This is a genomic window from Sulfitobacter sp. M39, from assembly GCF_021735935.1.
Taxonomy (GTDB): domain Bacteria; phylum Pseudomonadota; class Alphaproteobacteria; order Rhodobacterales; family Rhodobacteraceae; genus Sulfitobacter.
On sequence record NZ_WMDZ01000001.1, the window covers coordinates 386,601 to 412,877 of the forward strand.

Consider the following 26,277-nt stretch of genomic DNA (forward strand, 5'->3'; position numbering starts at 1 on the left):
GCGCTACCCCCAGCTTTTGAACCCGAACATCATATAGTCCCGCTGGTACGCGTCGGATGCGCGTTTTTCGATGTCGGCATCATAGATGTCGGCCAGCGCATAGGGGTGGGTTGCGGGTCGTGCGGGCAGCGTTGCGGGCGGTTGCACCCCGACGCTTTGCGCCAAGGCTGACAGCTCTGCGGCCAGCTCTTCCTCGCGGATGATCCGGTCGGGCAAGGCGAATTCGCCGAAACCCTGTACCGCCTGCGCCTGCGTGCACCACGCCTGATCCACACGAATTGCTGTCTGCCCGTTCAGATTCCCCTTGAGGAAGGTCAGAAACGCCTTGAACGCCGCGCGATGCGCATCGGCGTCATAGCTGTTGTCCGGTTCGCCTTTCGGCAGCGGCAGCTTGTAGCGGTTGATCAACGTCGTGCGCAGCTGCGGGTAGCTACCTTTGCCCGTGGTCACGATGTGCCGGCAGAACGCGTCATGAGCACGGTCCACCGGATGCCGCAGCACGGTGAAACTGCGGTGACCGGGATGCCGGCGCTTCCATTGGCGCAACTGCTTCTGGTTCAACTTGGTTTGCAGCTTGTCCCGCCCGACACCATCCAGCGCCGCCATCCAGTCCAGCACCTGCGGCTCTGGCCCGCTGCGCAAGGGCAGATAAAGCAACGGAGCTTCGGCCGCCACGACATAGGACGGCACCACCGGCCCGCGTCGGGGTTCGAAATTCGGGGTGCGGGTCAGGTCGAAGCGATCCATCCGGCCAAGCGCATCCAGCATATCGTCATAATTGCTGACCTTGGCCGAGATCGGGTCGGGGTTCTGTTTTTTCAGACTTTTATCCAACGCCTCTAGCGGGTGATCCACGCCCAGATACCGCGCTAGACCGTTCATCACCTCGACGCTTTGCAGATCCTCATAAGCCACGTAAAACGCCGTCTGCCCCAGCGTCTGCAACCGGTTCAACAGTGTCAGCTGGAACGCCTGAAGCGCCTCTAGGTGGTCCGAGAATTCTTCTTCGTCAAAGACGGCTTGCGCCTTCTTCCGCGCTTTCACATCCGTCAGTTTCCACTGCCCCGTGCTGCGCGCGATCTTCCAGCTGACGTAGCTTTCGACAGGGTTGCGCGTCAGGATGATCTTGGCGCAGGTGTCGTCTTCCAGCAGCGGGTCCAGCACGCGCGGATCATGGTTGTGGAAATAGCGAAACCCGCCGATGCCCTTGGTCTTGTCGCGTATCGCGTCCAGCAGCTTTGTCGGGTCGTCGTCCCGTGTCTGCTGGTCTATGCCCAAAATCTCGGTGCTTTTGGGGTAGCCGATAAAATGCGGGTTGAAGGCCTCGCCGTGGCAGGTGATCCCGTCAAAGGCATTCAGGTTACTCTCCAGAAAGTTGGAGCCCGTGCGCATTTCGGCAAAGACGACAAAGCTTTTGAATTTAGAACTCATATTTATTGCACCAGATAGGGTTTGCGCGGCGGTTTCTGGGGCGCCGACATGCCACGTTCAACGGGGAAGTCGCCCATCAGATAGGGGTGCATCCCCTGGTTCTTGAGGTTCTGCAGGAATTGGCCAAAGCCGGTGAGGTCCGCCATCTTTGGCACTTCGGACAGACGACCGGTTTTGACCTGCCCGATCTCGTCCAGAATGCTTTGCAGCGGCTCCATCGGGGCTTCGATGAATTCGGCCATCGTCCAGATACGCACCCGCGCCTTGGCGTAATGCGACCGCAGCACCTTCATGTGTTCGCTTTCGATCTTTTGCAACGCGGCGGCGGTGCGGCGAATGTCGGCGAAATCCTGATTGGACCGGAACAGCGGCACGGCCCAAGCCCCGGTGATCACCGACACCTGCGCATTCGGATCCTTGGCGATGTCCCAGACGATATCCTGATTGTCCTGCGGGCCGAACTGGAAACATTGACGTTCGCCACGGGTGTTCCAGATCAGATTGGTCAGAAACGCCTTGGGGTCATAGTCGCGTATCTTGGCGCTATTGCTCAGCGCCCCGTTGATCGAGTTCTGCCCATCGGCAAAATGCACGCGATCCGGTGCGAACAGATGGCCATGCACCCGCGCGCCAGTGGATTTGGTGAGCCAGGGTTCAAAGTTCTCGAACAGCTCGACAAATCCCTGAAACACGGAATAGGGCGCGGCGGTAACGCCGTTTTCCCAATCTTCATTGGGGAAGCGGCTTTGCATATAGAGCCCCGCCCGCCCCCGCGTGCGCCGTTCAACCGCTTTGGCAAAGACACGGTCGATCTTGCCGGGGTTCGGCTCTGTCCGTTTCATCGCGCCCGCCTCATCGGTAAGGAAAGCCTCGTAGAGTCTGTCTGCCTTGGGCCAGATCTTGCGCGCGACAAAGCAATCGGACCGCCGCAAAAGCTGGAGGTGATCGTCGTAAAAGATATGCGGCTTGCCCTGAAAATCGAACTTGGACAGCGTCAGTGACCGGCTTTCGATCTGGGTCGAATACAGCCGTGCGAGCGTCTGGAAATAGCTTTCATCCGGTATCCAGACGTGGCGGAAATAGGCGTCGTAGGCGGCGCGTTTCGGATCTTGCAGGATCGCCGACAGGGTTTGCCGCGTCAGGCACCACCATTGCGACCCCATATGCGGCACGATCCCCTTGGGGATACGACGTTTCAGCCCAACAAACCGTTGAAAGGCCACCGCCTTGTCGAACAGATAGCGCCGCCGTTTCCACGAAAAAGGAAAGCGCATGGTAAAGCGTTCTTCGTCCAGCCCGCCAACGGTCCAGGGCACATCGGCTGTGGTGGCGCTTTCGATAAAATCGGTGCGCGGGCGGGCGGCAAGATAGTCGATCAGTTCTTTCACCGGACGCAGCGGCAGACATGACCCCGACGCCAGATACACATGGCGCACATCCGGAAAGCGGTTCAGCATCATCTCGGACGCGGTTTGCGAGGCGGCCACCAGCCCCCATGTCCCCCATTCGCAACGGTATCGTTTGCTGAACACCAGTGCGGGCACATCCGCCAGCGCCTGCACAAAAGCATCATGGGTCTGGCGTGGCACCGATTTATCGACATGGATCACCACCGGACAGCCCGCCGCCGCCCAATGCCGCGCGACCTGTTCGGCGCGGCCAAGGGCGGTGTGCACCAGCATGACGATCCCGACGCTCATGCCCAGTTCCCCTTGGACATGAGGCCCAGAATCTCAAGCTGGCGCCAGTTGATATATTTCTCGGACCACTTGCCCCACAGCTGCGGGTTCTGGTCGGGGTTGTTGGCATAGGTCTTGTATTCGATGGATTTGGCATAGTGCTGGCCGCGCACAAGTTCCTCTGCCGCCTTGGCGCTAAAGGTATCCAGGAATTTGGCATGAAGCAGCACGCCTGATGCTTTCTCTCCGCCCCATTCATCATAGACCCGGTTCAACCCGCGCGGCAGCAGCATATGGGTCGAACTGACATAGGCATACCGCCGGTCCCATTTGACCAGAGGCACCTTGTTCAGCGCGGGGGCCTTGGCGGGCTTGTGCTTAAAAAACACACGCGCACGCGGCCCGCCCTGTATCCACAGGTTTCCATATTTGGCATTGCGCGAGATCGCGTAGTTGCCGCTGTCGAACCACGATGCGATCTCCATCGGGTTCTGGCCCTCTTGATAGGGTTCATCCCCCAGCCGTCCCTTGGGGTAGACATCCAGCAGCATCGCGCCAAAGCTGCGGATCTCGCAGTTGTCCAGCCAGTCGGTCAGCGCCTGAACCGGCCGCGTATCGCAAAACGGATAGACAAAGAATTCATCCGGATCGACCACCAGCACCCAATGCCCGTGCGCGTATTTGCGTTTGAGGTAGTTCATCCAGTCGACACCGAACCCCGACCACCGATAGCTGGCATCAGTATGCCAGACAGAGACATCCTTCATCCCGCGCAGGTAATCGGCACTGCCGTCGTCGGACCCGTTATCGACAAAGAGAAAATGGTTGATCCCCAGCTCTCGATAATACTCCAGAAAATACGGGAGCCTGATTTTCTCGTTCCGCATGGTGCAGACAAGCAAGACATCATCGGGACGGATGGCGCTGGTGTTGTCCTGAACATGTGTCAGCTCGGACGACTTGCGCAGCGCCCGGATCAACCGCCGCTTGCGCCGCACGCGCATCTTGTAAGAATCCCAAAGGCTCACGTGTTCTCCATACCCTGCGCGGAACGCCCCGCCGGTCTAAGGCCCTCATCCCATCAGGTTCCAAGCCAATATGTCATGGGCCGTGTTCATAAACAACGTACTTTGAAACAGTTACGCGTTGCCGGAATGACGGGCAGGACCGAGGAATATCAAGCCCAGGGGCTGCGCATCAGGTCGCTGTCTTCCAGATCCGCCGGTCCGGTATAGCGCCGCGCATCGGCGTGCCACAGATCGGGGGAGTCAGCGATCTGGTCATAGTAACCGTCAAACTGTTCCGGGTTGTGAAAATGCTGCCCCCGCGCCTTTTCCTGACGGGACTTCGCAATAATCTCTGGCAGGAACTTACTGTGCAGCAAAACCCCCGAGACCGTCTTCCCCCTCGGCCCATCGTAGATGTCATTCAGCGCGGGCGGCAGGAGGGAATGGGTCGAATTCAGATAGACATAGCGCCGATGCCAGCGGATCAGCGGTATCTTGTTCAGCGTCGGTGACTGCGTGGGGCAATCGGCAAAGAAAACCCGTTCGCGGGCACCGCCCTGCACCCAAAGATTGTTCGTCGGCCACTGGCGTACCGCCCGATAGGGGGCGGGGTCGAACCAATCCAGCACCTGCGCCGGGTCTTGGCCGGTGGCATAGGACTGCGCGCCCAATGGGCCCTTCGGGAACATATCCAGCATCAGCGTGCCGAACCCTTTGCGCGCTTTACGCTCTAGTTGATCGGTCAACGCGGGCAGTTTCCGCGTCTCCATCTGGTCATAGACTAGCAGCTCGTCCGCATCGACGGTCAGGCACCAGCGCCCGTGCCCATGCCGCCACAGCAACCAGTTCAGCCAATCCAGCCCGAACCGCGACGCGCGATAGCTGGCAGAGGTTTGCCACAGGGTCACATCGGGCTGTGCCGCCAGCATTTCGGTACTGCCATCGTCACTGCCATTGTCGATCATCAGAAAATGCGCAACCCCAAGATCGCGGTAGTGATCCAGAAAATACGCAAGCCGCGCGGACTCGTTACGCAGCACGACAAAGGCGAGCACGCCATCGCGCGGAATGGCGGGCCGCGTTGGCGCTTTCAACTGATGCCGCGACCGCAACGCACGCCACAGCAGCCGCCGCCGTTTCAACCGCATCCGATAGGCACCCCACAAGCGGGCCCCTCGGGATGCGGGAACAGCGGCGCTGTCGGTCATGCGCTATAGTGGCCGGTCTGGTGCCATCTCCAGGCGTCGGTGATCATCTGCTGCAAGGTCGACCGTGTGGGCCGCCAGCCCAGCTCTGTCTCGGCGCGGACCGAGCCCGAGACCAGTTTGGTGCAATCGCCCGGCCGCCGGTCGCCTTCGGTCATGGGCACGGCGCGGTTGGTGACCTCGCGGCTGTGCTCCACAACCTCGCGCACGGAAAACCCGGTGCCGGTGCCCAGATTGAACACGCGGCTGCCCTTATCCTTTAGCAGCCATTTCAGCCCCAGAACATGGGCATCGACCAGATCGCAGACATGCACATAGTCACGAATGCAGGTGCCATCGGGCGTGTCGTAATCGGTGCCAAAAATCGTCAGCGCATCCCGTTTGCCGTCGATAGCGTCCAGCATCAGCGGGATCAAATGTGTCTCGGGCTGGTGGAATTCGCCCACTTCCCCCTCGGGGTCGGCACCGGCCACGTTGAAATAGCGGAAGATCACGCTTTGCAGGCCATAAGCGGCCTCGAAATCGCGCAGGATATCTTCGATCGCGCGTTTGGAGGCCCCGTAGGCGTTGATGGGATGCTGCGCGCTATTCTCATCCAGCACGACATTGTCCTGATCGCCATAGGTCGCGCAGGTGGACGAAAAGACGAAGTGTTTGCAGCCTGCGGCGACCGTCGCCTCGATCAGGTTCAACGACCCTTCGACGTTGTTGCGCCAATAGGTGCCGGGTTGCTTCATGCTGTCGCCCACTTGGCTGAGCGCGGCAAAATGCATGACGGCGACCGGCTGGTATTTTTCAAACGCAGCGTCAATCTCGGCGCGGTTCAGCAGGTCACCCTGCACGAACGGGCCGAATTTTACTGCGTCACGCCAGCCGGTGACCAGATTATCGAAGGTGACGGGGGTATGCCCTGCGGCGGCCAGTGCCTTGCACGCGTGCGACCCGATATAGCCCGCGCCGCCGGTGACCAAGATATTCGCCATACGCCCGTCCCTATCGTCCAGCGCTTATTGCGCCGCGGTTTCACCCTGCATGATGTCTTGCAAATACGCACGCAGATCATCGCGCAGCTCTTCACGTGCCAACCCGAAAGACACGGTCGCCTGTAGGAAACCGGATTTGGAGCCGCAGTCGAAACGCTGGCCCTTGAAGCGGTAGCCATAGACATCGTTTCCTTGGGTCAGCTCTGCCGCAATAGCGTCGGTCAGCTGGATTTCCCCGCCCGAGCCGGACTTCAGTTGGTTCAGGTTTTTCAGCACGTTCGGCGACAGGATATAGCGACCGATTACGGCAAGGTTCGACGGCGCGTCTTCAGCCTTGGGCTTTTCGACCATGCCCTTCACCTTGACGAGCTCGCCATCGGTTTGACCGTCGTCGATGTCCAGCATCCCGTAAGAGGAGGATTTCTCAGGGTTCACTTCCATCGCCGCAACCATGTTGCCGCCGGTTTCGTTATAGGCTTCGATCATCTGCTGCAGGCAGGGTTTGTCGGCAGCGATCACATCGTCGGGCAGCATCACCGCAAAGGGTTCGTTGCCGATCAGACGACGGGCGCACCATACCGCGTGGCCCAGACCAAGCGCTTTGTGTTGGCGGATATAGGCGATGGCACCGCTGTCCATATTGGTGCTTTTCAGGATCTCCATCAGCTCTGTCTTGCCCTTGGAGCGTAGTTCCTGTTCCAGCACGGGAGAGTGGTCAAAGTAATCTTCCAGCGCGCCCTTGCCGCGGGAGGTGACAAAGATGAATTCCTTAATGCCCGCCGCGCGGGCCTCGTCGATGGCGTATTGCACCAGCGGGCGATCGACCAACGTCATGATCTCTTTGGGGACAGATTTTGTCGCGGGCAAAAACCGCGTTCCCAAACCTGCCACCGGAAAAATCGCTTTTGTTACTTTCTTAGCCATGTGAAATCGTCGCCTTTATACATTTACGTGCGGATAACCGAATTAGCGCTCATTGAATTGCAAACCACCATGCTGCCAGCCCTAAATATAGGCAGCGCCTAAAATATGGCGGCTTCTTGCTGATTTTGCGGTCAAAAGCTCCTTTATGCCGCAGCTTGCACATCTTTGAGCCTTATCCGTCGTTTTCGTTAAATAAATCAAAACGTCGGATCGCCGTGGCTTTATTCATTACAGGTTGCACGCCCCATCGCAATATTGGTGATGGCGGTGGGGCGGTGGGGTCACGCCAACCCCATCTCGGCCATCATCGCTTCGATCTTTGGCACATCTTCGGGGTTGTTCAGCTCCCAGAACTGGCGGCCCTTGGCCTCGACCTCGACGCAGAGCACCTTGTGGCTGTTTTCCATGAAGCGCAGCTGCTCCAACCCTTCAAGCTGTTCAAGCGGGCCGACCTTCCACGACGGATAGGCCGCCAGCGCGTCGGGGCGATAGGCATAGACGCCCACGTGGTGGAACACCGGCGTGGGATCGGTATCCTCATAAGTTTTCGACGTGAAGGGCACGACTTCCTTTGAAAAATACATCGCCGCATGATCCGCTGCGAAAACGGCGGTGGTGCCGCCCACCCGACCCGCTTTGCGGTCGGCCAGCAGCCCGTTCAACGCCGCGCCATCGCAGCGCAACACAGGCGTCGCGATCCCCGCATCAGGGTCGCCTTGCAGACCCTGCACAAGGCTTTCGACAAACCAGTGCGGTGTCAGCGGCGCGTCGCCTTGCAGGTTCACCACGACGTCATAGCCACCGCCCAGAACTGCATGGGCTTCGGCGCAACGCTCTGTTCCGTTGGCACAGTCGACCGAGGTCATCACCACCTCGGCCCCGAAGGCTTCGGCGGCGTCCTTGATGCGATCATCATCGGTGGCCACGACGACCTTGTCGACGCCCTGAACCTCGCAGGCAGCACGCCAGCTGCGTTCGATCAGGCTGCGTGCCGTACCGCTCGCCCCTGTCAACAGCGCCAGCGGTTTCGCCGGATAGCGGGTAGAGGCATAGCGCGCGGGAATGACAATAAGGACCGACATCAGGAGGCTTTCAGATCAACGCCCGGCGCATGGGCGATAAAAAAGGGGTTGGCAAAATCGGCTTTGCCGTAGGTCAACGGGGTCAGGTCGTCAAAGCGCACAACGGCCCCACCAGCGCCAGTCAGAACCGCGTGGCCTGCGGCGGTGTCCCATTCCATCGTCCGGCCCACGCGCGGGTACAGGTCCGCCTCGCCCGTGGCGATCAGGCAGAACTTCAGCGACGAGCCCGCGCTTTTCATGTCGCGCACGTTGTACTTCGCGATGTAGTCATCGGTCGCCTGATCGCGGTGCGACTTAGACGCGACCACCATCAGCGCGGCATTATCCGGCGTAGAGACTGATATCGGCTGCACAGGGCCCATGCTATCTTTGGGGAAATCGCCGGTTTCCTCGACCGCGCTGCCATCGGCCAGCGTAAAGAACATCCGCGAACGGGCGGGGGCATAGACAACACCACGCGTCGGCACGCCGCCTTCGACCAGCGCGATATTCACGGTGAAATCGCCACGACGATTGATAAACTCTTTGGTGCCGTCCAGCGGGTCCACGATCAGGAATGTATCGCCCGATGCCGAATGGGTGGCCGATTGTTCTTCCGTGACAAGCATCACATCAGGGAACGCCGCGCGCAGCCCGTCCGAGATGATCTTGTCCGCCGCTTCGTCGGCAATGGTCACGGGGCTTTCGTCAGATTTGGTTTTGACCTCGAAGTCATCCGCGCCGTAAATCTCCATGATCTTGTCGCCTGCTTCGATCGACAAACGGCGCATCACCGTTACCAGTTGCTCATAATCCATAATGTCGCGGCCTTTTCAGTTTCGTTGATTACTTTGCGCAAACCCCTTATGATTGCGCCTTGACGGAACAGCAAGAATTCCGTGCGAGGGTACGTCACAAAGAGGCTTTACGATGTTTCAACCAAGGCGCACCAACACGGGCAATTTCCGCTCGGCCGTTAACTTTTTCGAACTTGTTTACCATTCTATCGTGCGCTCCGTGCGCAAACAGCACAACAATGCCTTTGCGGCCATCGGGATCAACATCCTGCAGGCGGTGATCTTTGTCGGCGTGTTCTATGTCATGTTCTCGGTTCTGGGGATGCGCGGGTCGGCCATTCGGGGCGATTTCGTGATCTACATCATGACCGGCATCTTTCTGTTCCTGGTGCATACGAAAACGGTTTCCGCCGTTGCCGCGGCCGAGGGGCCGGCAAGCGCGATGATGAAACACGCGCCGATGACCACGATGATCGCACTGGCTGCGGCGGCTTTGGGCGCGCTCTATATCCAGGTGCTATCGCTAATCCTGATCATGTCGGTCTACCACCTCGCCTTCAATCCGGTGGTGATTTACGACCCATCGGGCGTGATGTTCATGCTGATGATCGCGTGGTTTACGGGCGTGGCCGTGGGGATGGTGCTGCTGGCCATCAAACCCTGGGCACCGGCCTTTACACAGATCTTCACGACGATCTACCAGCGGGCAAATATGATCGCCTCGGGCAAGATGTTTCTGGCCAATTCGCTGCCGTCCTTCATGCTGGCCATGTTCGACTGGAACCCCTTATTCCACGTCATCGATCAGGCGCGTGGATATGCGTTTATCAACTACAACCCGCGCTATAGTAACTGGGAATATGCGGTTTGGGTCGGTGTGGTCCTGATGGTGATCGGGCTGATGGGTGAATTCTACACCCGTAAACATGCCTCCGCGAGCTGGAGCGCGCGACGCTAGGCTCAGGTCACGACCCGCAGCGTAATGTTGATCCGCCCGCCCTTGGGCAACAGCGTGGAAGACCCCGCACGAATGCGGTCGATTCCGTGATAGTTCAGCCGTGCCTCGCCGCCCATGACGACGACATCGCCCGATTGCAGCCAAAGGCTGTCGGTCTTGCCACCGCGCTTTTGACCGCCGACGCGCAACATTCCTTCGTCGCCAAGCGAGATGGACACGACCGGCCAGCGGAAATCCGTCTCGTTCTTGTCCTGATGCAGGCCCATCTTCGCGTCTGACGCATAATAGTTGATGAGGCAGGACTCCGGCTGCCGTTCCAACCCCGTCAGGTCATTCCAGATCGCCAACACCTCGGACGGAATTGCAGGCCACGGGGTGCCGTTGGGGTGAGTTGGTGCATAGCGATAGCCCTGCGTATCGGACAGCCAGCCGTAGTCCCCCGCGGATGTCATGCGCACCGACATCTGCTGCCCGCTTGGCACGACAGGGCGAAAGAATGGCACCTGTTTGACCACCCCGCGCACGGCATCCAGCAGCCCGCGCTGCGCCGGCAACGTAAGGTAAGATTTGTGAATTTCGAAGCCGCGTAACCGCAATATCGTCATCTAAACGCCCTTCTTTCCTGCTTTCGCGAAAAATCCACGCAGAATCCGCCTCTCCTTTCTCATGCAACGGTTGCAGGGTCCATATCTGCTCCTTATATACGCCGAGAACCGCTAAAGGCATCCGGCCTTTGGTGAAAAAGATCGGGGCAAAGGTGCCACAACGGGCCTGCGCTTCGTGTCATCGCCTTGAGTAAAAGAGGGATCAAACATGGCCAAAGTTATTGGTATCGACCTAGGAACGACAAACAGCTGTATCGCCATCATGGACGGCAGCCAGCCTCGCGTTATCGAAAACGCCGAAGGCGCGCGCACCACGCCCTCCATCGTTGCGTTCACAGACGACGAACGTCTGGTTGGACAGCCTGCCAAACGGCAAGCGGTTACCAACCCCGACAACACAATTTTCGGCGTGAAACGCCTGATCGGCCGTCGCAATGACGACGCAGATCTGGCCAAGGACAAAAAGAACCTGCCCTTCACCGTCATGGACGGTGGGAACGGTGACGCATGGGTACAAGCCAAGGGCGAGAAATACTCCCCCTCGCAAATCTCTGCGTTCATCCTTGGCAAAATGAAGGAAACAGCGGAATCCTATCTGGGCGAAGAAGTCACCCAGGCCGTGATCACTGTTCCTGCCTACTTTAACGACGCTCAGCGTCAGGCGACCAAAGACGCGGGCAAGATTGCCGGTCTGGAAGTGCTGCGGATCATCAACGAACCGACAGCGGCGGCCCTGGCCTATGGTCTGGACAAGAAAGACACGCAAACCATCGCGGTCTATGACCTTGGCGGCGGTACATTCGACGTGACCATCCTTGAAATCGACGATGGCCTGTTCGAAGTGAAATCCACCAACGGTGACACGTTCCTCGGTGGTGAAGACTTCGACATGCGCATCGTGAACTATCTTGCGGATGAGTTCAAAAAAACCAACGGCGTCGACCTGACCCAAGACAAGATGGCGCTTCAGCGCCTGAAAGAAGCGGCAGAGAAGGCCAAGATCGAACTGTCCAGCGCAAGCCAGACAGAGATCAACCAGCCGTTCATCTCGATGGGCAAAGATGGCTCGCCACTGCACATGGTGATGAAGCTGACCCGCTCCAAGCTGGAGCAACTGGTTGGTGACCTGATCAAAGCGTCGATGAAACCCTGCGCAGCCGCGTTGAAAGATGCCGGTGTCTCCGCATCCGAGATCGACGAAGTCGTTCTGGTTGGCGGTATGACCCGTATGCCGCGCGTCATCGAGGAAGTGACCAAGTTCTTCGGCAAAGAGCCCCATAAGGGTGTGAACCCTGACGAGGTTGTTGCCTTGGGTGCGGCCATTCAGGCCGGTGTTCTGCAAGGCGACGTTAAAGACGTTGTTCTGCTGGACGTGACACCGCTGAGCCTTGGTATCGAAACGCTGGGTGGCGTGTTCACCCGTCTGATCGACCGCAACACCACGATCCCGACGAAAAAGTCGCAGGTCTTCTCGACCGCCGAGGATAACCAAAGCGCCGTGACCATCCGCGTCTTCCAAGGGGAGCGTGAAATGGCTGCGGACAACAAGATCCTTGGCGCGTTCAATCTGGAAAGCATCCCACCCGCACCCCGCGGCATGCCCCAGATCGAAGTGACCTTTGACATCGACGCAAACGGTATCGTTGCCGTAGGCGCGCTGGATAAAGGCACAGGCAAAGAGCAGAAGATCACGATCCAGGCGTCCGGCGGTCTGTCCGATGCGGATATCGAAAAGATGGTGAAAGACGCCGAAGAAAATGCCGACGCCGACAAAGAGCGCCGCGCATTGATCGAGGCGAAAAACCAGGCGGAATCGCTGATCCACTCGACCGAGAAGTCGCTGGAAGAGCATTCTGACAAGGTTGACCCGACCACCGTCGAAGCGATCGAACTGGCCATTGCTGCGTTGAACGACGAACTGGCGACCGACAATGTTGATAAGATCAACAACGGCATCCAGAACGTTACCGAAGCGGCGATGAAACTGGGCGAAGCCATCTACAAGGCGGCTCAGGACGAAAACGAAGACGTTGCCCCGGCTGCGGATGCACCCGAAGGTGACGACGATATCGTCGATGCCGATTTCGAAGACCTGGACGATAACAAGCGCGCGTAAGCACGCCCACGGAACCACTGAAGGGGCCGGTCCGCTTGCCGGGCCGGCCCGTCACGTTCCAGCGTAGGAGCTAATTCATGGCCAAACGTGATTACTACGAGACGCTCGGCGTCGCTAAAGGTGCCTCTGCCGACGAGATCAAAAAGGGCTACCGCACCAAAGCCAAGGAATTGCACCCCGATCGCAATGCCGACAACCCCAATGCCGAAGCCCAGTTCAAAGAAGCGAACGAGGCTTACGAAGTCCTGAAAGACCCCGAAAAGAAAGCCGCCTATGACCGCTACGGTCACGCGGCCTTTGAAGGCGGGATGGGCGGCGGTGGCCATCGTGGCGGCGGCTTTGGCGGCGGCGGTCAGGGCGACTTCTCTTCGGCGTTCTCTGACGTGTTTGACGACCTGTTCGGCGACTTTATGGGTGGCCAGCGGGGCGGCGGCGGACGCCGTGCCGCACGCGGTGCCGATCTGCGCTATAACCTCGGGATTACGCTCGAAGATGCGTATCGGGGCATGCAGAAGTCGATCAACGTGCCCACCTCAGTGGCCTGCGATTCCTGTAGCGGTTCCGGGTCAGAAGGCGGCGCAGAGCCGACCACCTGCCCCACCTGTTCCGGTATGGGCAAGGTCCGTGCACAACAGGGCTTTTTCACGGTCGAACGCACCTGTCCGACCTGTTCGGGCATGGGTCAGATCGTCAAGAACCCCTGTAAATCCTGCCGCGGTGCCGGGCGTGTTGAAAAAGACCGTGCGCTGTCGGTCAACATCCCTGCGGGCGTTGAAACCGGCACACGTATCCGTCTGGCCGGCGAAGGCGAAGCAGGCATGCGCGGCGGGCCGACGGGTGATCTGTACATCTTTATCGAGGTGCAGGAGCACAAGCTGTTCGAACGCGACGGGCCAAACCTGTTCTGCCGCGTTCCCGTTTCGATGAGCACCGCCGCCCTTGGGGGCAGTATCGAGGTGCCGACGATCGACGGTGGTCGTGGCCGCGTGCAAATCCCTGCGGGCAGCCAGTCCGGTCGCCAGATGCGTCTGCGCGGCAAGGGTATGCCCCCGCTGCGTGGGGGTGGCACGGGCGATATGATCATCGAACTGGCAGTCGAAACGCCGGTGAACCTGACCAGCCGCCAAAAGGAATTGTTGCAGGAGTTCGAAAAGGAATCCTCCAATAACAATCCTGAAAGCAGCAGCTTCTTTTCGTCGGTGAAATCCTTCTGGGATTCGATGAAAGGGTAACACCTGATCGCACAAAACATCGGGCGGGGCGCAGGCCCTGCCCTTTTTTGTTTCTGCCCCTGCCCGCCTTAACGGGATGATAACCTTTTTGGCCGCAAGCTGGGCCAATGGGACGCAACAACGCTCACTTCTCTGACCCGCGCCTGCCCTTTCTGGGGGACGAAGCGGTGCCCGCACCGCCCGCATCGGGCAAACAGCCGTCGTATATCGCGGATCACCGACAACGTTTGCGTGCACGCTTTATGCAGGGCGGTGCCGCAGCGATCCCGGACTATGAACTGCTTGAACTGGTGCTATTCCGCGCCATCCCGCGCCGTGATGTCAAACCGCTGGCGCGTGCGCTGATGGACAGGTTCGGCGACTTCAACCGCGTGATCACCGCGCCGGAGCCTCGGCTTAGGGATATCTCGGGCGTAGGCGACGCAGTGATTGTCGAGCTTAAGGTGGTTGAAGCCGCAGCCCACCGTATGGCGCGCTCTAGGGTGATGCGGCAGCATGTGCTATCGGGCTGGGACGCTTTGCTTGACTATTGCCACACCACGATGGCGCACCGCGAAACCGAACAGTTCCGCGTCATCTATCTGGACCGCAAGAACGTCGTCATAGGCGATGAGGAACAGGGCAAGGGCACTGTCGATCACGTCCCCGTCTACCCACGAGAGGTCGCCAAACGCGCGCTTGAACTGAACGCCAGCGCGCTTATTCTGGTGCATAACCACCCCTCGGGCGACCCTACACCATCCCAAGCTGACATCGACATGACGCAGCAGATTTTCGCAGCCTGCAGCGCCCTGGGGCTGACCCTGCATGACCATCTGATCATCGGCAAATCACGCGAGCTTAGTTTTCGCAGCGAAGGGTACTTATAAGCGCAACTGTCGTGTTCGAATTTGCGCAGTTTACCGGATCACCCCCCGGCACTAGCTTTGGCCTATGTCCAATACGCCGCCCCCCGACCCGCTTTCCCTGATGCAGCGCGATGGCCTTCCCGATCCGCTGCGTGCGTTGATCAAAGCCTTCCCGCGCGACGGTTGGGAGGAGAACCCGAATTACTCCCGCCTGATCGCGTTCTGGTTGGATCGTCATATGATGTTCCGCCGTCTGCTGGACCAGATGGAGGGGGACGCGCAACTGGCGATGGACCGCGTCGTGCCGCCCGAGACCTACAAACGCAAACTGTCGCGTTTCGGCGGGATGCTGATCAACGAGCTGCACGGTCACCACCATATCGAGGATGCCCAGTACTTTCCGATGATGGCGCAGCTTGACCGAGGTGCGGCGCAGGGGTTCGAGATCTTGGATCGCGACCATCACAGTCTTGATGGTATTTTGAACGATCTGGCCGAGACGGCGAATGCCGTCCTGCGCCATGAGGGGGGCGCGGCAGGGTTCCTCGACAGTACCGCGGCCATGAAACAGCGGCTGGATGCGTTCAAGCCCATGCTGAACCGCCATCTGACCGACGAGGAAGAGCTGGTCGTGCCGGTGCTGCTGAAATACGCGCCGCCCCAGTTTCGCTAGGGTTCAGCGCACCCAGACCTCTACCCGCCGGTTGGCCTGACGGCCCCATGCGGTATCATCACAGGCCATTGGCATCGCTTCGCCAAAGGCGTCCAGATCCAGCGCCACACGTTCCAAATTGGCGGTCACCGCCGCGGTGATCACCGCTTGCCGCACGGCTTCCGCACGGCGCAGCGCTATGTCGCGGTTGGCGAAAGACGCGCCCTGCCCGTCACTGAACCCCACGAACAACAAACGGCGCGCGTCGTACTGCCCCACCTCGAGCGCACGGGCGAGTTGCTGCACGTTTGACCGCGATTGTGCATCCAGACGCACCGATCCCGCCTCGAACCGGAAAGAGGTCGACAGCCGCGCCATGGGCTTCAACGCCGCATTCATCCGCTGTAGCTCCTCAAGCGTGATTTCGGGCCCCGCGACAGCAATCGCATTTGTAAATCGATTGCCCTGATCCTCGACGGGGATCTCCTCGGGCGTCTGATCCACAAACCCCGCGCGCCGGATCACGATCTGCGCCGCAGGGCTGCGGGTAAAGGCCAGAAACTCACGCGCCACCTGCGGCAGACGGCGGGCCGGAAAGTACAGAAACATCGGCGCAGTCAGCGGGTAATCTTCGGTCTTGATGGTGCGGCGCGAGGCATCGAGCGCAAAGCCACAGCTGCCAGAGAGCGTCAACACATCGGTGTCACGTTGTTCGGCATAGCTGGTGATGCCAAGCGCGAAACTGTCGTTCGCCACCGCTTCCGCCAGATCGGCGGGGCGGGCATGGCGGGTGATATTGTCGGTGAACTTGAGCGTCGCGGGCCGCATCACCTGATCACTAATCGCTTGGGCCAGCCCGCTGCTGGTGTCGGGCAGATGCAGATCAATGGGTGCGTCCGGCCCGCCAAGCGCCTGCCAGTTGGTCACCTTCCCCGCAAACGCCCGCGCCAACATCAACGGAGAGATCTGCTTGACCGGGTTCGAGGCCGACACCACCGGCACCACAGCATCAAGCGACAGCACGCGACTGCGGTTCAGCCCCGTCATATCCCCCAACCCCGCCTCGCGCGCGCGGACCCGTTCTTCAGGGCGCATTTCGCGCAGGGACATCACGATATCCGCCTCATCCGCCAGAAGATCGGCGAAGCCTTCGTCACTGTTGCTGGCCCGAAACATGAACAGTGCAACGGTTTGTTCACTTTTTTCGTCGATCAAACGGTAGGTAAAGCGGTGTTCGTCCTCATCCTCGCGCACAGCGGTATAGCCGTTGCGCTGCGCAAACCCGTCGATCAAGGCAGGCATCAACACTTCGCCCATCGTGGCCGATCCCGAAAGCTGCAGTTCGGCGACGAAAGGGTCCAGATTAGGGCAGCCCGGCCCTTCGCATTGAACGCCGGTGCTGTCGACCGTCAGCTCGCCATATTCGGTTTCTACGCGGTAGAACTCTCCATCAAAGCCCAGCAAGGTACCGCTTAGTTCAATCTTGCCATCACGGGAGGAAAGCGAGACATCCTGCGCCCCTGCGGACAACGTTGCAGAACATAAGAAAAGTGCGGCGAGAACCGCCGCACGTATAATCGTGATCATAAGACCCCAAGCGTTGCGTTAGTGTCCCGCAACCTTCATGTCTTGGAGCAGATTATTCAACACAAGAAAGCTGCCGACCGCATCACAATCCGGCACTGCGACGCTTAGGTCGCGGGTTCTGAGCGTGGCATCGCCAAGCAGTTCGATCGATTGCGCCTCTATCTCCTGGCCGCAGTTCGCCTGGATCACTTCGGCTTCCACGGTCAGCGCGACGCGGGCATCGGCGTTGTCCGTCGCAGCGGGGAATGTGTACACCTCGGCCACCAGTGGCTCTGCCGCGCTGAGGTCGCCGTTCACGGTCATAAATCCACCTTCACCGGTGATCGCGGAGGCAACGCTGCGCGGCTTGCCAGCCCAGACATGGCCCGAACCATCATAGTCTGATCCGAATTCTCGGGCGTGCATCTGGAAACCCGTGTCGCCCTTCCATTGCAGAACCACGCGGTCAAATTCGGCCAGATCATCGATCTTCGCATCCGCAATCGCGCCTTCGCCGTTGCCGAAAGCGATGACGAATGTCGCATCCTGCGCCAGCGCCGGAACGGTGATGTCCAGCGCGCCGGTGTCAGATGTGGTTTGGGTAAAGATCATGCCGCTGTGATGCACTGTGATCCGTTCGTTTGGCATGCAGGGTGCCGCCAGTGTCAGGTTCACCATAGCTGCCGCGACGGGGCGCGCGTTCGCGGTGATATCGCAAGTCTGTGTGGCCGCTGGTTCCGTCGCAATTGGGGCGGAAACTGGGCGAGAGATCGGTTCGTCCGCGCTTGCAGCGGCCAACATGACGGGGGCAGAATCGGGCAGCTCCACCGTGGGCTCCAGCGGGGCTGCATTGAACTCGGCCGAGGTGAGGACGATGTCTTCGACCTCGAGCACGGCGTTCTCGTTGCTCAGCCGGCGCAGCTCTTGCTCTTTCACAGCGGCGTCAGAGCCATAGCGGGCTGTCGCAGCATCAGAGCTTTGCATCACGTAGCCGATGCCCAAGGCGCAGGCGAGCGTGCCAGCAGCTGTTGCGATCTCTTTCATACGTGCCATCTGAGGGTCCTCACTGGGATAACTTCCCAATGAATATCGCCCAGCAGAACGGCCCTGTTATGACCCTTGAGGGGTAAGATTTGGGCAGTTTTGAGGCATGCCCAAGCCTTGCTTAACTGTCGTAATAGCCTTTGCCGTAGGCCCCATAGGCACCGTATTCGCCGCCATAGCCATAGCGTTTCATGCCCTTCTCGTCGATCTGGCTAAGCACAAGCCCTGTGATCCGCTGGTTCGAGTTGTGGAAGAAGCGCATGGATTCCTCGACCAGACCCTTGTTCGTGCTGTCCCATTTTACAGAGAACAGGATCGCATCGGCATTCTGCGAAATGATACGTGCGTCCGGCACAACCAGCACAGGCGGTGTGTCGATGATGATGAAGTCATACTGATCGCGCATCTCGGAGATGAAGGATTTGAACCGATCGGAGGAGAAGATATCCGCCGCGTTCACGTTGGTCTTTTCGCCTCCCAGAACATCCGCGCCGAAACCGTCAGGCGTATGGATGGCATCGGCGAATTTGGCATCGCCATTCAGGACAGACGCGATGCCGTTGCGCGGCATATCGGGGAAGTATTCGTTCAGTGTGCGGCGGCGGATATCGCCTTCGACCAGCAGGACGGATTTGCCCAGACCGGAAAGGAATTTCGCCAGCGACAGCGAGACGGTGGTTTTACCCTCCCCCGGGATGGAGGAGGTCGATACGATGACCTGCGGCTTTTTGTCGAGGTTCGACAGCATCAGCGAGGTGCGCAGGTTGCGGATCGCTTCGGCGGCGGCAGACGTCGGCTTGTCCGACAGATACTTGAGCGTGTCCTTGCGGTGACGCGACGGGATCAGCGGGATCTGCCCGATCACGGTATAGCCGGTGTGTTGCTCAAGCTCGTTCGCGGTGCGGAACGTGCGGGTTTTGAATTCGCGCAGCAGCACGAGCCCCGAGCCGACCATCGCCCCAAGGATCATCGCCAGCGCAATGATTTGCGATTTCTTCGGCGCGCTTGGTGAATTTGGCACGACCGAGCTGGACAGCATGCGGCTATCGGCCTTCTGGATACCTTCTTGGGCAGAGGTTTCTTTGAGGCGCGTCAGGAAATATTCATACAGCAGACGCGTTGCTTCGGATTCACGGGTCAGCTGTTGCAGCTCAATCAGGTCTTGCCCTTGCGAGGCCAACTGCGCCGCAAGCTCTTTTTCCGAGTTGCGCAGCGCTTCAAGTTGTTGCGTGCTGCGCACAAGATCAGCCCGAACCCGCGTCATCACTGTATCAAATCGTAAATCAAATGCCGTCTGGTTCGTCTCCGACGACAGCCCGTTGCTAAAGATACGCGTCAGTGCGGCGTCTTGCGCGGCGTCTAATTTATCTTCGGATGTTTGTGCGGCTTCCAAGTCGGCAAGACGTGTTTCAAGCGCCTCGCGGGTCAAGGCGGCACCATCAATGCGGTCACGCAGTTCTTTGATCTGACGCTCGAGCGCTTGCAGGCCCTCGATCGAAACCAGCTGGGTGCGCGCCGTAAATTCGGATACTTTCTTCTCGGCATTCTCAAGCTCGATCTGAAGCTCGGACACACGGTTGCTCAGCCATTCAGTCGCTTTTTCCGTCGCCTCGAATTTCACTTCGATCTGGTTCAAGATGTACAGTTCAACAATCGTATTCGCGATCTGTGCAGATTTAACCGGAGATTCCGTTTCAGCCGTCACGTTGAACACAAGGCTTTGGCGAATATTAGAGACCGAAACCTTGTTCAACAAAGCCTGCACAACCGCATCGCGGGTTTTGATTTTCTGAAGCTCGGGGTCCAGCTCTTCCTCCGGTGCCCCCGAAGAGAGCATCCCCTTGAGGCCAGAGATCATGCCACCGATCATGGACGGTTCCCGCAGTTCGCCGTTAAACTCAGGGTCATCAATCAGGTTCAGCCGGTCAACGACTTTGCCCGCCAACCCACGGGACCGCAGCACTTCGACCTCTGTATTGACCTCGGTGCTATCGCCGGAGAACCCGCCAACCACGGCCTGCAGGTCCACGATGCTGTCTTCTTTGGTGTCCAGAACCACAACCGCGGTGGACCGATAGGTCGGCACAGCCACGCCATAGGCATAGTACCCCGCCAGCAGCATGAAAATCAGTGTGACAGCAGCGATAATCAGTTTGCCGCGCCACAAAGTACCAATCAGCGCGCCAAGGTCGATGGTATCGTCATCTTCGTCCCTGGGCCCGGAAAAGTTCGATTGGCTTTGGTTCATCATATGCATGTGGTCCGTTGATCATGGCCAGAACTGGCTAATAATAATGTATCAGGCAAAGTGCCCGCGGCATCGCAGGTAGCGTCAACGGGCATGAGATGAAGAAGGTCTGCCTGTTATGCGATTGCGCCCAGAGGGTGATGGCGGCCTTGCTAAATCCTTATGAAAAAAATTCAATCAAAAGTCGTATAAAATTATCCGCATTCGGGAAATCGCGCTGGAATTACGTCACTTTAGTCCATTCTTGGCGATATAGCTGGCCAAATCAAGGATCAGTTGCCCGCGTGCCGCTGCAATGGCGGCCGGTCCGCCCTTGGGGTCGAAAGCCACGGTCAGGTCAAACAACCCCGATCGTTCGCTTCCACCGGTGGATACGGCAACGAAATACTGGCCCGAGGCGCGGAACTGGCCTGTTTCAGCGGCCAGCAATTCGCTGAACCGCAACTCAAGACGGGCATCGGGGTAGGCTTCGAATGGCCAAGGCTCGGACGCGATGCGGCGGTTGGTGAGGCGCGACAGGTTCTCGCTCAGCTCCAAGGCGACGGCGCGTTCGGGCGAATCCGCCCAAAGTTCGTCGGAAGAGCTTACCAAGGTACCGTTCGATTTGCGCACGTGGATTTCATCGGCAGCCGCATAGCTGGGCAGCGATACGTCACGCACTTCGACCGAGTTGAAGCGGATGCTCACCTGCTCTGTGACCGGGGGCATGTCCACGGCATAGCGATCTGCGGATCCACACGCGGCGAGAAAGGCCACGAGACCAAGGCTTGCGATACTTTTTACAACGTTCATATTTTACCGTCCCAGCAACAATGAATTGGGGTTACGTTCGATGGTGCGCGCCAAGGATGCAAGCGCATCGGCTGCTTTTTGGATATCGCGCATGGTTTCTTGTGCGGTACGGCTGATCTGATCACCCTTGTTGTACCCTTCAATTGTACGCTCTGCCTGCGTGAACAGGGTCGACAGACGGTTCACGATCTGTGGCAGATCTTGTGCCGACACCGCGATGTTATCCGCCGCGTTACGCGCTGATGCGAGCGTCCGGTTCACGTTCTCGACCGCGCCGCCTTTGCGCAGTTCTTGCAGCGTGTAGTTCAGCTCGTCCAAGGCGTTTTTCAGCGAGCCGGGCAACGCTACGGCGTCCGGTGTACCGATGACTTGATCGGCAGAGCGGGTCAGCGCGGTCAATTCGTCCACCAGCTGTTGCAGCTCCAACTCGCTTGCCTTGGCGGCGACGGCCTGCATCTCTTCGACCAGTTCGGGCACGCCCTCGGTCGAGGTGCTGAAGGATGTTGCGGCTTCCGAGACGGAGTCGACCGCATCCAGCAGACGTTTCGCCATCTGCTCTTCCTCGAGCGTGGCGACCAGCGTCTCGACACGCAGCAGCGTGGCGTTCAGAGATACGGGGATATTCTGCACCTCATCAGACGATACCAGCCCCGTGACCTCGTTGATCAAAGTGCGGACATCGCGAGGTGTCTGTTGCAGCTCGTCGCTGCCAACAAAAGCCTGTAGCGAATTCATCAGACCGATGGCGCTGTTCAACAGCTCTTCGATGGGCAGGTTGTTGATGCGGCTAAAGACACCTTCGACGGTGGCAGCGGCATCTGATGTTTCGTTCTTGGTCGTCGGCATAACAGGGAAGTTTTCGCCCGCGGCCACCAGACGCCCGTTCGGCGCGTCTTCGACCACCACCAGTTCAACCTTCAGGCCGCCGGTCAACAGGCTGGCAGAGGCAAGCCGCGCGCGCAGACCGTTCACAACGCGGTCCTGCAAGAACGCCAGCGCGCTTTCCGCGGATACTTCGCCAGGCAGGCCAAGCCGCGCGGGCTGGATGGCCAGCGTCACGTTCAACCGCACGCGGCTGTCACCGAACTGGTCGTAATCCACGATACCGGCAAGAGAGTCGACCTCGCCGATGTTCAGACCGCTCAGCTCGACAGGGGCACCGACGGCCAGTCCGGAAACGTTTTCATCAAAGATCACGTTGATCAGCAGTGGTTCGACTTCCGAGGCGTTGAAAACCGCGCTGCGGGCGTCTTCCTTGCTTGGGAAAATGTCGAAGACGGTGCCGTCTTGCACGCGGTCGCCGCCGGAAACGAATGTATCAAACGTCACCCCGCCCCCGATAAGCGTCGCAATGGACTGAAAGTCGATCTCGGCACCACCTGGCCCGAGGGAGAGGCTGAAACCAGAGCTGTCCCAGAAGCGTGTGCTGCTGTTGATCAGGTTCCGGTGCTCTTCGTAAATCAGTGCCTCTACGATGGCAAAGTTCCCGCGTGGGGCGATCTCTGCCTTGCCCAGACGGCCAACCTCGATCCCGCGATACAGGATCGGGGCATCATCGGTCAGGGTGCCGTTGCCAACGGTGCGGAAGGCGATTTGCAGACCGGATTGCCCGGCGCGGATCAGCGGTGGCGAATCCGACCCGACGAACCGTTCGGCAAAATCGCCCACTTCGTCATTCCAGCTGCCCTCGATATAGACGCCGCTTAGCACCGTACCCAACCCCGAGATCCCCTGCGCCGAAACCTCGGGCTGGACGATCCAGAAGGACGCGCTGGCGTCGATAAAGGGGGCCACATTCTTGTCCACGCGGATCGACGCGACGACCTTGCCCAGACCGGTGGTAAAGCCGACTTCCTCGACCCGGCCAACGGTCACGTCACGGTAACGCAATTCGGTCTCGCCCGCCTTGATGCCGGCCCCTTTGTCAAATTCGACAAAAATCACCGGACCGCGGGAATTATAGCTGCTGAACGCAACGCCCAAAGCCGCAACCAACGCCAGGATCGGAATGATCCAGACGATCGACGCGCTGCTCAGGAACAGTTTGCGCGCGGATTTAACCTTAACCTCGGGTGGCGTGTCAGACATGTTGATCGGGGTCCCCATCGAAAGCATTCGTGTCCCAGATCAGTCTGGAGTCAAAGGCCTGTGCAGAAAGCATGGTAAAAATGACCGACAAGGCGAAAAACATGCTCGCAGGGCCGGGGTTAATGGTCGCAAGGGTTTTGAGTTGCACCAGCGACGAGAGGATCGCAACCACAAAGATATCGATCATAGACCAGCGGCCGATATACTCGACAATTTCATACATCACATGGCGCGACCGATGTGCCGCGGCATTCCGCGTCTTAACACTGACTGCCAGATAGGCGATTGCCCAGAACTTGGCCAGCGGGATCGCGACCGACGCGAGCAGGATGATAAAGGCAATACCGTAAGAGCCGTGATGCGCCAGTTCGACCGCACCGCCGACGATGGTGCTTTCATCCACCTGAAACAGGGTCCGCGTTTTCAGCATCGGGTACATATTGGCGGGGATATAGCACATCAGCCCCACAACCCAGAACGCCCAGACCCGCTGCATACTGCCAAAGTCGCGCGACAGCATCTTGTGGCCGCAGCGTTGGCAGACAGGCGTGCCGATAGGCCACGCACGGGTACACCGTGTGCAGGCCACCAACCCCATTTCGCGGGCGCTTAGGATTTTTTGGGATTTTCCAGCGAATTCCATACCGACCATTTACACATGAATTTGTCCTGCGCCACAATCAGAACAACCAAACCACAAAACATCCAGAAAGCTGGCCCAAACCCCACAGTTGCCAGATCGGCAATCTTCACCAGCGCCACGGCACAGCCAAGCGCGAAAATCTCGGCCATCGACCAGGGTTGCAACGCTTGCGACAGGCGGAACGCCTGCATCGCGTGGCGTGCGGGCGGCAGGTCCAGCACGATGGGCACCAGCACATAAAGCGTCAGCATCACCCGCGCCAAGGGCACCAGCATGATCAAGGCAGCCGTCGCCAGCGACAGCAGCAAAAGCGGCCCGCTGGAAAACGCCAGCGCCGCGTCCATCACAGAGACAGAGTTCTTGTTGCCCGCCGCATCAATATCCAGAAACGGAAAGAACGTCGCGCCAAGGATCAGAACAAAGGTGGCAATGGCGATGGCAATGATCTTCAGCCCCGCCTTTTTGCGCGGCTCGATCAACACCGTGTGGCACCGCTCGCACACCGCCTTCTCGCCGACCTTGGGCACCTTGAGGTGATACACGGCGTCGCATTGGGGGCAGACGATAATCTCCTCCAGATTGACGGATGGTGCAGGGTCGACGGTGTCTTTCATCCCCTTGGTATAAAGGAGATCACAAACCGTGTGTATCGAATTCTAGACACGAAAAGTTCATTCTCGGCATCGGCGGAATCCCGTCAATGCAGGTTCCAGCGCTGGAACATTCGCGCGGTGTCTTTGTTGTGTCGGTGAAGATAGCGAACATGAAAGGAGCTTTCTAATGACACAGATCACAGACGCGAAAATTCTGATCCTATCCACCAATGGTTTCGAGCAATCCGAGCTGGAGCGCCCGTTGAATGACCTCAAGGCAAAAGGGGCCACGGTACATGTTGCCACCCCAAATGGCGAAGATATCAAGGGCTGGGACAAGGACGACTGGGGCAACACAGTTGCTGCCGACAAGGCCCTGTCGGATGTCACTGTTGATGACTACGACGCGATTGTCCTGCCCGGCGGTCAGATCAACCCCGACCTGCTGCGCGCCAACAAGGACGCCGTATCGCTGATCAAAAGCTTTGCTGACGCGGGCAAGACCGTTGCCGCGATTTGCCACGCCCCTTGGCTGCTGATCGAAGCAGGCATTATCAAAGGCCGCGCGGCAACGTCCTATGCCTCGATCGCGACGGATGTGAAAAACGCCGGTGCGCATTACGAGGACAGCGAAGTCGTCGTGGACCAAGGCATCATCACCAGCCGCTCTCCCGAAGATCTGGATGCGTTTATCGCCAAGATCGTCGAGGAAGTCGAAGAAGGTGAACATAACCGCAAAGCCGCTTAAATCCGGCGACAGCGAACCACAAAGGCGGGGCATGTGCCCCGCCTTTTTTTCGTGCGCAGTGAAAGAGTTACGCCACCACCCCCGGCATCAGGACGTTGCGCGACCCTTCCTCGAACGCGTCCAGCTTCTGATGCCAGACGGTTCCGGGCCAGCGATGCTCCATCTCGCGTTTGCGGGGTCGATAGACAGCGGTATAAAGCGTGCCGAAGCCTGCGTTGAACTGGTGCGAATACAGCGGCGGTTTCAGGAACGTGTTGATGAATTTCTCTTCCGGATCACGGTGGAACCGCAACCGTTGCAGCAGATATCTTTCCCGTTCAACCGTCGCCGTAAAGCGCGCATGGCTGATCCATTCGACGTTTTCCTGATGGTTGGTCGCCACCGCTGCCTTGGTGATGATTGCCGGCCGGTCCGGTGCCATCAGCGCCGTCAGATACTTGCGTTTGCGGTCCAGCACGGTGACGTTATAGCTCATGTGGGTCGGCACACGTGCCAGAATTTCGCCCGCTTGCTCGGCAGTCTCGCAGGTTTGCAGCACATAGCGCAGGATCAGCGGCACGCCAAAGCCCACGCCCACCACACGACGGCCCCCAAAGGTAAGCGATATCGACAGCCCCGCGTCGTTCACCCCGTCCACCAGCCCGAACAACCCGTCAGAGGTGCCCATCACGCGGCGCCCCTTCCAGCCGGTGTGCAGCACCAGACTGTCGAAAGCATTGGTGTTATAGTCATAGTTGCGCACCATGACCGGCTCCTTGCCGCCCCAGACCGCCTGACTGCATCCCGATAGATAGGGCGGCGGGCAGTAAAAGCTCAGGAACCTTGCCGCCAGATCACCCCCGCCCGCCTGATCACAAAGATCTTCGTACAGAGGGATGAGGTCAGGCATATGCGCCTTGAGCGCACGACGACATTCGGCATATGTCGGGCGCGCGGGCTCGCCCTCCTTCAGCCACCATTTACGGTAGAAGGGCCAGTATTCGGCGAAAAGCCCGGCCCATTTAGGACCGGGCAATTCTTCTGAAATGGCACGCCACAGCATGTGCTGCCCTTTCGA

Annotated in this window: 23 protein-coding genes; 6 read left to right on the plus strand and 17 right to left on the minus strand. The window is 59.0% G+C overall.

What is annotated here, in order from left to right:
* Positions 1 to 3: 3 nt before the first annotated feature.
* The 8 genes from GLP43_RS01865 to cysQ form a co-directional block, all read right to left on the minus strand.
* Entirely contained in the window at positions 4 to 1,431 is a 1,428-nt protein-coding gene (locus tag GLP43_RS01865; RefSeq protein WP_237277975.1) for a sulfotransferase family 2 domain-containing protein, read from the minus strand.
* 2 nt (positions 1,432 to 1,433) lie between these two features.
* Positions 1,434 to 3,131 (minus strand): beta-1,6-N-acetylglucosaminyltransferase, encoded by a 1,698-nt coding sequence (locus tag GLP43_RS01870; RefSeq protein ID WP_237277976.1) that lies wholly within the window; start codon positions 3,129 to 3,131, stop codon positions 1,434 to 1,436.
* Positions 3,128 to 4,114 carry a glycosyltransferase family 2 protein gene (locus GLP43_RS01875; protein WP_237279904.1) on the minus strand — a complete coding sequence of 329 codons (987 nt, stop codon included), beginning with the start codon at positions 4,112 to 4,114 and terminating at the stop codon, positions 3,128 to 3,130. The genes GLP43_RS01870 and GLP43_RS01875 overlap by 4 nt, the downstream gene beginning before the upstream one ends.
* 173 nt (positions 4,115 to 4,287) lie before the next feature.
* On the minus strand, positions 4,288 to 5,325 hold the full coding sequence (locus tag GLP43_RS01880; RefSeq protein ID WP_237277977.1) for a glycosyltransferase family 2 protein: 1,038 nt from the start codon (positions 5,323 to 5,325) through the stop codon (positions 4,288 to 4,290).
* A complete protein-coding gene (gene galE, locus GLP43_RS01885) occupies positions 5,322 to 6,305 on the minus strand; it encodes a UDP-glucose 4-epimerase GalE (RefSeq protein ID WP_237277978.1) in 984 nt (327 codons plus the stop codon). Before galE ends, GLP43_RS01880 begins: the two co-directional genes overlap by 4 nt.
* Positions 6,306 to 6,329: 24 nt before the next feature.
* Complete coding sequence (gene galU, locus GLP43_RS01890) at positions 6,330 to 7,229, minus strand: UTP--glucose-1-phosphate uridylyltransferase GalU (protein ID WP_184583623.1); 900 nt, start codon at positions 7,227 to 7,229, stop codon at positions 6,330 to 6,332.
* 281 nt (positions 7,230 to 7,510) lie between these two features.
* The gene (locus GLP43_RS01895; RefSeq protein WP_237277979.1) at positions 7,511 to 8,311 is read right to left on the minus strand and encodes a 3-deoxy-manno-octulosonate cytidylyltransferase; all 801 of its coding nucleotides are present in this window, start codon (positions 8,309 to 8,311) and stop codon (positions 7,511 to 7,513) included.
* Positions 8,311 to 9,108, minus strand: coding sequence for a 3'(2'),5'-bisphosphate nucleotidase CysQ (gene cysQ / locus GLP43_RS01900; RefSeq protein ID WP_168592987.1), 798 nt, complete (start codon positions 9,106 to 9,108; stop codon positions 8,311 to 8,313). Before cysQ ends, GLP43_RS01895 begins: the two co-directional genes overlap by 1 nt.
* A gap of 112 nt (positions 9,109 to 9,220) precedes the next feature.
* Between cysQ and GLP43_RS01905 the strand changes: the two genes are divergently transcribed.
* Positions 9,221 to 10,045, plus strand: a complete 825-nt coding sequence (locus GLP43_RS01905; protein WP_237277980.1) for an ABC transporter permease — start codon at positions 9,221 to 9,223, stop codon at positions 10,043 to 10,045.
* A gap of 2 nt (positions 10,046 to 10,047) precedes the next feature.
* On the opposite strand, the gene GLP43_RS01910 is transcribed toward GLP43_RS01905, so the two are convergent.
* On the minus strand, positions 10,048 to 10,650 hold the full coding sequence (locus GLP43_RS01910) for an alpha-ketoglutarate-dependent dioxygenase AlkB family protein (RefSeq protein WP_237277981.1): 603 nt from the start codon (positions 10,648 to 10,650) through the stop codon (positions 10,048 to 10,050).
* Positions 10,651 to 10,858: 208 nt separating this feature from the next.
* Here GLP43_RS01910 and dnaK point away from each other — a divergent pair, with 208 nt between their 5' ends.
* The 4 genes from dnaK to GLP43_RS01930 all read left to right on the plus strand — a co-directional run bounded on the left by dnaK (position 10,859) and on the right by GLP43_RS01930 (position 15,519).
* Positions 10,859 to 12,766 (plus strand): molecular chaperone DnaK, encoded by a 1,908-nt coding sequence (gene dnaK, locus GLP43_RS01915; protein WP_005850585.1) that lies wholly within the window; start codon positions 10,859 to 10,861, stop codon positions 12,764 to 12,766.
* A 77-nt stretch (positions 12,767 to 12,843) separates the two neighbouring features.
* Complete coding sequence (dnaJ, locus tag GLP43_RS01920) at positions 12,844 to 13,998, plus strand: molecular chaperone DnaJ (RefSeq protein WP_237277982.1); 1,155 nt, start codon at positions 12,844 to 12,846, stop codon at positions 13,996 to 13,998.
* Between the two features lie 107 nt (positions 13,999 to 14,105).
* Complete coding sequence (gene radC / locus GLP43_RS01925; RefSeq protein WP_237277983.1) at positions 14,106 to 14,867, plus strand: RadC family protein; 762 nt, start codon at positions 14,106 to 14,108, stop codon at positions 14,865 to 14,867.
* A 64-nt stretch (positions 14,868 to 14,931) separates the two neighbouring features.
* Entirely contained in the window at positions 14,932 to 15,519 is a 588-nt protein-coding gene (locus GLP43_RS01930; protein WP_237277984.1) for a hemerythrin domain-containing protein, read from the plus strand.
* Between the two features lie 3 nt (positions 15,520 to 15,522).
* On the opposite strand, the gene GLP43_RS01935 is transcribed toward GLP43_RS01930, so the two are convergent.
* From GLP43_RS01935 to GLP43_RS01965, 7 genes are all read right to left on the minus strand, one after another.
* Positions 15,523 to 17,085, minus strand: coding sequence for a substrate-binding domain-containing protein (locus GLP43_RS01935; RefSeq protein WP_237277985.1), 1,563 nt, complete (start codon positions 17,083 to 17,085; stop codon positions 15,523 to 15,525).
* An 18-nt stretch (positions 17,086 to 17,103) separates the two neighbouring features.
* The gene (locus tag GLP43_RS01940; protein WP_237277986.1) at positions 17,104 to 18,117 is read right to left on the minus strand and encodes a hypothetical protein; all 1,014 of its coding nucleotides are present in this window, start codon (positions 18,115 to 18,117) and stop codon (positions 17,104 to 17,106) included.
* A 112-nt stretch (positions 18,118 to 18,229) separates the two neighbouring features.
* Positions 18,230 to 20,365 carry a polysaccharide biosynthesis tyrosine autokinase gene (locus tag GLP43_RS01945; RefSeq protein ID WP_443069460.1) on the minus strand — a complete coding sequence of 712 codons (2,136 nt, stop codon included), beginning with the start codon at positions 20,363 to 20,365 and terminating at the stop codon, positions 18,230 to 18,232.
* A gap of 219 nt (positions 20,366 to 20,584) precedes the next feature.
* On the minus strand, positions 20,585 to 21,148 hold the full coding sequence (locus GLP43_RS01950; RefSeq protein ID WP_005850596.1) for a PqiC family protein: 564 nt from the start codon (positions 21,146 to 21,148) through the stop codon (positions 20,585 to 20,587).
* A 3-nt stretch (positions 21,149 to 21,151) separates the two neighbouring features.
* Complete coding sequence (locus GLP43_RS01955; protein WP_237277988.1) at positions 21,152 to 23,236, minus strand: MlaD family protein; 2,085 nt, start codon at positions 23,234 to 23,236, stop codon at positions 21,152 to 21,154.
* Positions 23,229 to 23,834, minus strand: a complete 606-nt coding sequence (locus GLP43_RS01960; RefSeq protein WP_009825638.1) for a paraquat-inducible protein A — start codon at positions 23,832 to 23,834, stop codon at positions 23,229 to 23,231. The genes GLP43_RS01955 and GLP43_RS01960 overlap by 8 nt, the downstream gene beginning before the upstream one ends.
* Positions 23,835 to 23,845: 11 nt before the next feature.
* The gene (locus GLP43_RS01965) at positions 23,846 to 24,493 is read right to left on the minus strand and encodes a paraquat-inducible protein A (RefSeq protein WP_005850602.1); all 648 of its coding nucleotides are present in this window, start codon (positions 24,491 to 24,493) and stop codon (positions 23,846 to 23,848) included.
* Positions 24,494 to 24,659: 166 nt separating this feature from the next.
* Here GLP43_RS01965 and GLP43_RS01970 point away from each other — a divergent pair, with 166 nt between their 5' ends.
* On the plus strand, positions 24,660 to 25,220 hold the full coding sequence (locus GLP43_RS01970; protein WP_237277989.1) for a type 1 glutamine amidotransferase domain-containing protein: 561 nt from the start codon (positions 24,660 to 24,662) through the stop codon (positions 25,218 to 25,220).
* A gap of 67 nt (positions 25,221 to 25,287) precedes the next feature.
* Here GLP43_RS01970 and GLP43_RS01975 read toward each other — a convergent pair whose 3' ends face one another.
* A complete protein-coding gene (locus GLP43_RS01975) occupies positions 25,288 to 26,262 on the minus strand; it encodes a C45 family autoproteolytic acyltransferase/hydolase (protein ID WP_074636581.1) in 975 nt (324 codons plus the stop codon).
* Between the last annotated feature and the right edge of the window lie 15 nt (positions 26,263 to 26,277).

Excerpts from the sequence above, each read along its gene's own strand:
- dnaJ (WP_237277982.1), top strand. The coding sequence starts at position 12,844 with ATGGCCAAACGTGATTACTACGAGACGCTCGGCGTCGCTAAAGGTGCC.
- GLP43_RS01930 (WP_237277984.1), top strand. The coding sequence starts at position 14,932 with ATGTCCAATACGCCGCCCCCCGACCCGCTTTCCCTGATGCAGCGCGAT.
- GLP43_RS01895 (WP_237277979.1), bottom strand. The coding sequence starts at position 8,311 with ATGTCGGTCCTTATTGTCATTCCCGCGCGCTATGCCTCTACCCGCTAT.
- dnaK (WP_005850585.1), top strand. The coding sequence starts at position 10,859 with ATGGCCAAAGTTATTGGTATCGACCTAGGAACGACAAACAGCTGTATC.
- GLP43_RS01880 (WP_237277977.1), bottom strand. The coding sequence starts at position 5,325 with ATGACCGACAGCGCCGCTGTTCCCGCATCCCGAGGGGCCCGCTTGTGG.
- GLP43_RS01970 (WP_237277989.1), top strand. The coding sequence starts at position 24,660 with ATGACACAGATCACAGACGCGAAAATTCTGATCCTATCCACCAATGGT.
- GLP43_RS01975 (WP_074636581.1), bottom strand. The coding sequence starts at position 26,262 with ATGCTGTGGCGTGCCATTTCAGAAGAATTGCCCGGTCCTAAATGGGCC.
- galE (WP_237277978.1), bottom strand. The coding sequence starts at position 6,305 with ATGGCGAATATCTTGGTCACCGGCGGCGCGGGCTATATCGGGTCGCAC.
- GLP43_RS01955 (WP_237277988.1), bottom strand. The coding sequence starts at position 23,236 with ATGTCTGACACGCCACCCGAGGTTAAGGTTAAATCCGCGCGCAAACTG.
- GLP43_RS01870 (WP_237277976.1), bottom strand. The coding sequence starts at position 3,131 with ATGAGCGTCGGGATCGTCATGCTGGTGCACACCGCCCTTGGCCGCGCC.
- GLP43_RS01940 (WP_237277986.1), bottom strand. The coding sequence starts at position 18,117 with ATGGCACGTATGAAAGAGATCGCAACAGCTGCTGGCACGCTCGCCTGC.
- GLP43_RS01910 (WP_237277981.1), bottom strand. The coding sequence starts at position 10,650 with ATGACGATATTGCGGTTACGCGGCTTCGAAATTCACAAATCTTACCTT.
- GLP43_RS01965 (WP_005850602.1), bottom strand. The coding sequence starts at position 24,493 with ATGAAAGACACCGTCGACCCTGCACCATCCGTCAATCTGGAGGAGATT.
- galU (WP_184583623.1), bottom strand. The coding sequence starts at position 7,229 with ATGGCTAAGAAAGTAACAAAAGCGATTTTTCCGGTGGCAGGTTTGGGA.
- GLP43_RS01865 (WP_237277975.1), bottom strand. The coding sequence starts at position 1,431 with ATGAGTTCTAAATTCAAAAGCTTTGTCGTCTTTGCCGAAATGCGCACG.
- radC (WP_237277983.1), top strand. The coding sequence starts at position 14,106 with ATGGGACGCAACAACGCTCACTTCTCTGACCCGCGCCTGCCCTTTCTG.
- GLP43_RS01875 (WP_237279904.1), bottom strand. The coding sequence starts at position 4,114 with ATGCGCGTGCGGCGCAAGCGGCGGTTGATCCGGGCGCTGCGCAAGTCG.
- cysQ (WP_168592987.1), bottom strand. The coding sequence starts at position 9,108 with ATGGATTATGAGCAACTGGTAACGGTGATGCGCCGTTTGTCGATCGAA.
- GLP43_RS01935 (WP_237277985.1), bottom strand. The coding sequence starts at position 17,085 with ATGATCACGATTATACGTGCGGCGGTTCTCGCCGCACTTTTCTTATGT.
- GLP43_RS01960 (WP_009825638.1), bottom strand. The coding sequence starts at position 23,834 with ATGGGGTTGGTGGCCTGCACACGGTGTACCCGTGCGTGGCCTATCGGC.
- GLP43_RS01950 (WP_005850596.1), bottom strand. The coding sequence starts at position 21,148 with ATGAACGTTGTAAAAAGTATCGCAAGCCTTGGTCTCGTGGCCTTTCTC.
- GLP43_RS01905 (WP_237277980.1), top strand. The coding sequence starts at position 9,221 with ATGTTTCAACCAAGGCGCACCAACACGGGCAATTTCCGCTCGGCCGTT.
- GLP43_RS01945 (WP_443069460.1), bottom strand. The coding sequence starts at position 20,365 with ATGCATATGATGAACCAAAGCCAATCGAACTTTTCCGGGCCCAGGGAC.